This window comes from Oceanobacillus caeni (assembly GCF_042678465.1).
GTDB classification, from domain to species: Bacteria; Bacillota; Bacilli; order Bacillales; family Amphibacillaceae; genus Oceanobacillus; species Oceanobacillus caeni.
Genome location: NZ_JBHTKV010000055.1, coordinates 1 through 5,924, shown reverse-complemented (window position 1 = coordinate 5,924; position 5,924 = coordinate 1). Strand labels below are relative to the sequence as shown.

At 34.8% G+C, this 5,924-nt stretch carries 6 protein-coding genes; 2 read left to right on the top strand and 4 right to left on the bottom strand.

From position 1 onward, the window contains the following. Window positions 1–127: 127 nt before the first annotated feature. Genes ACFQ18_RS17860 through ACFQ18_RS17845 form a run of 4 tightly spaced genes read right to left on the bottom strand, consistent with a single transcriptional unit; the run spans window position 128 to window position 4,038 of the window. A complete protein-coding gene (locus ACFQ18_RS17860) occupies window positions 128–1,060 on the bottom strand; it encodes an NERD domain-containing protein (protein ID WP_257457138.1) in 933 nt (310 codons plus the stop codon). Window positions 1,061–1,108: 48 nt separating this feature from the next. Beyond that, window positions 1,109–1,675: an RNA 2',3'-cyclic phosphodiesterase gene (gene thpR, locus ACFQ18_RS17855; protein WP_047184447.1), complete on the bottom strand. Its 567-nt coding sequence runs from the start codon at window positions 1,673–1,675 to the stop codon at window positions 1,109–1,111. A 10-nt stretch (window positions 1,676–1,685) separates the two neighbouring features. Further along, the gene (locus tag ACFQ18_RS17850) at window positions 1,686–2,399 is read right to left on the bottom strand and encodes a pseudouridine synthase (RefSeq protein WP_047184448.1); all 714 of its coding nucleotides are present in this window, start codon (window positions 2,397–2,399) and stop codon (window positions 1,686–1,688) included. A gap of 22 nt (window positions 2,400–2,421) precedes the next feature. Further along, entirely contained in the window at window positions 2,422–4,038 is a 1,617-nt protein-coding gene (locus ACFQ18_RS17845) for a putative polysaccharide biosynthesis protein (protein ID WP_047184449.1), read from the bottom strand. Window positions 4,039–4,284: 246 nt separating this feature from the next. Here ACFQ18_RS17845 and ACFQ18_RS17840 point away from each other — a divergent pair, with 246 nt between their 5' ends. Beyond that, window positions 4,285–5,553: a BaiN/RdsA family NAD(P)/FAD-dependent oxidoreductase gene (locus ACFQ18_RS17840; RefSeq protein ID WP_047184456.1), complete on the top strand. Its 1,269-nt coding sequence runs from the start codon at window positions 4,285–4,287 to the stop codon at window positions 5,551–5,553. A gap of 73 nt (window positions 5,554–5,626) precedes the next feature. After that, entirely contained in the window at window positions 5,627–5,809 is a 183-nt protein-coding gene (locus ACFQ18_RS17835; RefSeq protein ID WP_047184450.1) for a hypothetical protein, read from the top strand. The last annotated feature ends 115 nt before the right edge of the window (window positions 5,810–5,924 follow it).

The following is a 5,924-nucleotide window of genomic DNA, read 5'->3' as shown; positions in this document are numbered from 1 at the left end:
TTCCCAAGTGGTACACGATTAAAAGTATTGTACTTTTTATATATTTACGTGTCCAATGGATTAAGGGGGCTTAAAAGTTTTAACCTCTATTTTTCCTGGAAGATGGCTAACGATGTACGATACATGATCATTCTTCCAAATCGCCGATAGTTTGGATACTGATATCATCTTCCCATTCTGGACGCTGAACAGAGGTAGATTGACAATGACACAATAAAACCTCAGCAGCTTTTAATTGATTACTCTTTAATGTTGATATTAATTTACGCCTATTATTAAACCAAGTAGGATATTCCTTTTTTCCAACGATTTTAGTTTGATATGGTTCATTTGTAAAAAGAATAGAATTTGTACGAGATATAACCGTTTTATGAACTGGAAAGTCTATCTCATGCGAGAGTAATATACTATTAATGATCTGTTCCGTACGTTTCAAAGCAATGTTGGGATTTAAAATTTTAGAAACATCATTATTTTTTTCAATAGTCCAGACCCTTTCATTTCCTGCCATAATGACAGCTTGTTCGTCTACTTCTAAAAAGTATAAAATCTCGATACCGATTGGTGAAACCAATAGAATTTCACAATCGACAGGAACATTTTTTACATTAAAAACAGGGTTATACATTAGTAAATAAGTATCCGGAAAGCGTTGTAGGAGATACTTTAATAATGGATCTGTATAATATTTTTTATGAACATAGGAAATACGGTTCACAGTTGATGTTGCCCATTTCAATTGAAACAAAAATATTTTATCTAAAAAGTAATGCTTTAACTTCTCCTCTGTTTCTGGTAATTCATTTAATTTCCGTCTTGGGTTAACTTGATTTTCTAGTTCTTGATTAGATTCTCTTCTAATCAATGCTTTCCATTTTGCGAAAGTAGAAGATTGTTCTTTAGTATCTTCCTCAAGCTCTATATTGGGTGTGTACATATCAGGATTTGACCACATCCGATATAACTTTTTCCAGTTTTGTTTCTTAACACGAATAAACTGTGTTGGGTATCTGTATGTATCCCATTCATAACGGGATATATAGTCTTGTAATTTAATCAATTGCGCCGTTTTCTCCACCTCCTTCTTCTATTTAATCATATTTGTATTTTATAGTAATTTATATTTCCTGATTGGTTCATACTTTTGATTACGATTTGGGTGTATTTGAAACAAGGTTATTTCACTAACATGCATAGTAGCCTTTGAAGTAAATTCTTTCTTCATTTTTTCCAAAACATCACCATACGAAAGACCAATTTTACCGTTCCATTTTTTTGCTAATGTTATATGGGGACTATAATTCCTATTTTCTTTAGGAAATCCAACTTCGAATGCAGCTTGTTCAACAATCTGTTGGACTTTAATTAATGGTTCTACCCTTTCAACTCCAGCCCACAGTACACGTGGACTTTTTGGATTACCAAACGTACCTAAGGTACCCACCTCTAGACTAAAAGCAGGTCGTTCTTCTACTCTCTTTAAATGAGTTGTTAGTTCTTCTAATTTTTCATCATCTACTGCCCCTAGGAATTTCAATGTTATATGCAAATCTTTTTTGTTATACCACTGCTTATATGGTAATACACCCTGCAACTTATTTTGCCATAAAGCGAAAGTATTTTGTAATTTGTCAGATAGTTGAATAGCAATGAAATAATGTGGGAATTGGCCCATTTTCTTCCTCCTATTTAAGGCTTTGACAATACGCTAGCTCCTCTTCACTCAATTCACGGTACTTACCTAATGCTAACTTTTCGTCTAGCTTAAGTTTTCCCATCTGGAGTCTTTTTAAATAAACCACTTTCTTCCCAACCGCTTCAAACATTCTCCTAACTTGATGGAATTTCCCTTCTGTGATGGTAATCTCAATTTCCGAAACTTCATCACTACGAAGGATGTCTAGATGGGCAGGTTTACATTGATATCCATCATCTATAACGATTCCCTTTTTGAAAACTTCTACGTCTGACTCGGTAACGATTCCTTGTATTTTTGCATAATAGGTCTTCCCTACCTCTTTTTTGGGGGAAGTTAAACGATGCCCTAACTCTCCATCATTCGTTAGTAATAGTAAGCCTTCTGTATCCTTATCCAGCCTTCCTACGGGAAATGGTTCAAAATATTGATGTTCTTCCGTTAATAAATCAATAACCGTTTTTTCTTTATGATCAAAGGTAGCTGATATAACACCTGGTGGTTTATTCATCATCAGATAAATATATTTCTTATATACAACTTGCTTCCCATTTACCTCCACGATATCTATCTCTGGGTTAACATGTTTGCTACCATCTTTTACTACTACTGCATTAACGAATACTTGTTTTTTCTTAAGTAGGCTTTTTACATCTTTTCTACTACCATAACCCATATTAGCTAATAACTTATCTAAACGCATCGTACATTCACTCCATATTATCTTATCTACTTCGCTTTCTTTTAATCAAATCTATTGAAATACGTTTTCCTAAAACTCGTTCAAGTAATGTAGAAGTATGTGCAAGATATAAATATACTCCACCACCGGCCATTACTCCAACCATTAGATGAATGATAACACCCATACGAGTGTCCGCTGGAATAATAAATTCTAGAATTATTTTCACTATCCAAATGGCAATTACCATAATGGCTGTAAAAATCAGAATAAGTATTGTACGTTTGAAAAGCTGCTTATAACTAAAACTAATCGATTTTTTGATATGAACCAAATTAAGCACAACTGCAATTCCTGAGGCTAAAGCCGTTCCAAATATTGCTCCTTTTGCCCCAAACCAATGAATTAGCTGAACATTTAATAATACTTTTACAAGTAGACCTGCTAATAAACTGATTACTGCAAAACGTTGTTCATTAATCCCTTGTAGAATAGCTGCACTTACACTGAATAACCCAAACAATAAGACGACTGGTGAATACCAAGCTAACAGTTGTCCTGCAATATCATTCATTCCATATAATGCGCCATATGTTTCATTAGATAAAATAGCCATTCCTGCTGCTGCAGGAATTACAAGCACAAAAACAATTTGCAACGCTTGATTGATTTGATTATTTAAAAGTTCTCGATCTTTTTGCGTAAAAGACTTAGTTAACGTAGGTAATATAGATAACGACAGACCTGTTGCTATCGTCATCGGAATAATGACAATCTTATGTCCGTAATAATTAATGACCGCATAAGCCGATTCCCATATTTTCTCTAACCCTGAAGCAACCATTGCTCTTTCAAATGTAAACTGATCCACTAATTGATATAATGGAATGGCCAATCCTACCAATATAAAAGGACCAGCATACTGGAATAATTCTACTAATAACTCTTTCGTTGAAACATTATATGATTTTTGTTGCATTTCAAGCTGCTGATTGATGGTTGGCTTTGTCTTCTTCCAATAAATATATAAAACAATGCAAGATGCTAGAGCACCAATAAATGCAGCAAAAGTAGAAAAACCAACTGCTGTAACAATAGACCCACCCATTACTTTGATAATGACGAATGAACCGACTAAAATGAATAAGATCCTAATGATTGATTCAATCACTTGAGAAACTGCTGTTGGCATCATTGTTTCATACCCTTGGAAGAAACCTCGAGAAATACTCATAACGGGAATGATTAATAGGGCTATACTTACCATTCTTGTTACAAAGGTAACATCCTCAACTGTTATCCCAACAGGATCATCACTTGTAATCATCAAGTGAGCTAGCCATTCTGAACTGAAAAACAACACTAAAAAAGCGACAATACCTGTTATCGCCATGATCTTACTTGCTATTTTGAACATTTTATAGCTTGTTTCATAATCCCCTAATGAATTATATTTAGAAACAAATTTCGAAACAGCTACAGGAATTCCAACAGTAGAAAGGCTAATAAAAATACTATAAGGTGTATAGGCAAAACTAAATAGCGTCCCACCAGTATCACCTACTAGAGCATTAAATGGGATAACATAAATCATCCCTAAAAATTTAGATAAAAAAGATGCCAGTGTTAAAATAAATGCACCTTTTACTATATTCGACATATTTTCACCTGATTCTCATTTTTCTTTAAGTAGGATATACATACAGGTTATTTTAACACATCTCATAGTAGGATTGATAACGTTACAACGTAAACTTGTGAAGATTTTTCTAACTTCTTTGATAAAAAGTTACAAATAGTCCTAAATATTGAAGCAGTCCTCTCGCTTCTATCTTAATTAAAACGAGTTGGAATTGAGTTGCGACGTATGGTAATGATATGATACTACCGAAAGGAATGAAGAATGTTGAATTATGATGTCATAGTTATCGGGGGCGGTCCTTCGGGATTAATGGCTGCAATTACAGCTGCTGAACATGGTGCTAAAACGATGTTACTTGAAAAAGGGAAAAAGTTAGGAAAGAAATTAGCTATTTCAGGCGGTGGAAGATGTAATGTAACAAATCGTCTACCCCAAGAAGAAGTAATTAAACATATACCAGGGAATGGAAAGTTTTTGTATAGTGCATTCTCTATTTTTAATAATTACGATATTATTGATTTCTTTGAAGGAATGGGTGTAGCTCTGAAAGAAGAAGATCATGGAAGAATGTTTCCAAAATCTAATTCTGCTAAATCCGTAGTAGATGCCCTTATTAACAAAATGAAAGAACTGCATGTAGACGTAAAATTAAATTCCCCAGTAGAAGCTATTCACTTTGATGAAAATCAACATACGATCATCTTAAAAGAAAATGGTCACAAAATAACAACAAAATCGGTCGTAATTGCGGTTGGTGGAAAAGCTGTACCCCACACTGGCTCAACAGGGGATGGTTATGCTTGGGCAAAAAAAGCAGGACATACTATAACTGAACTATATCCAACTGAAGTAGCTCTAACATCAAATGAGGAATTTATCCAAACGAAAGTATTACAAGGATTATCGTTAAGAGACATTAAGCTATCTGTTTTAAACAAACGGAATAAACCAATCATCAGCCATCGTATGGATATGATATTTACGCATTTTGGTATTTCTGGTCCTGCTGTCTTACGATGCTCCCAATTCGTCGTAAAAGAACTGATGCGTGGAAGAAATCAAGTTACAATGGTTTTAGATACTCTACCCGATGAAAAAGAGGAAGAGATCATTCAAAATATGATTAAGCTGGTTCATGATAATCCGAAAAAAGCATTTAAAAACACAATAAAGGGAATCGTACCTGAACGATTTCAATCCTTTATTTTACAACAACACCAAATAAGTGATGAACAAAAGTGTGCCAATGTCTCTAAAGAGAATATTCGCGATATCGTACATGCCATGAAACATTTTACCTTCTCTGTTAATGGGTCTCTCCCTTTAGAAAAAGCATTTGTAACAGGTGGAGGGGTATCCATAAAAGAAATTGTTCCAAACACAATGCAATCAAAACAAATGCACGGTCTATACTTTTGCGGTGAAATATTAGATATTCATGGTTATACGGGCGGATATAATATTACATCTGCGTTTGTTACTGGAAGACTTGCTGGCATGAACGCAGCTCAAGAATCAACGACAAACTGGTAGATGATACCTAGCATGAACACTCTATTCTGTCACAAGATAATACTGTCTTGAACAACTTGAAAGGGTGATAAGGATGCAAATGAAAAATCAAAACTGGTTACCAATTATAGCATCTCTCGGTGTAGGAGCTGCAACTTACTACACAATGACCAAGAAAAATCAAGGTTTAGGACAAACCGTACAAAAAGTACTTCCATTTGTGTCTGCTATGAGTGGCATGGGCGGCACAGGTGGAAACCAGCAACAAATGCAGTAGTATTAGAAAAGCACGCCTTATTTTGGCGTGTTTTTTTCATTATGACTTTAGTCCGTTGAGTACGCGGCAGCGTGCGAAACAGAAAACCACCTGCTATGCGGGTGGGTAACAAGTG

Excerpts from the sequence above, each read along its gene's own strand:
- ACFQ18_RS17850 (WP_047184448.1), bottom strand. The coding sequence starts at position 2,399 with ATGCGTTTAGATAAGTTATTAGCTAATATGGGTTATGGTAGTAGAAAA.
- ACFQ18_RS17835 (WP_047184450.1), top strand. The coding sequence starts at position 5,627 with ATGCAAATGAAAAATCAAAACTGGTTACCAATTATAGCATCTCTCGGT.
- ACFQ18_RS17845 (WP_047184449.1), bottom strand. The coding sequence starts at position 4,038 with ATGTCGAATATAGTAAAAGGTGCATTTATTTTAACACTGGCATCTTTT.
- thpR (WP_047184447.1), bottom strand. The coding sequence starts at position 1,675 with ATGGGCCAATTCCCACATTATTTCATTGCTATTCAACTATCTGACAAA.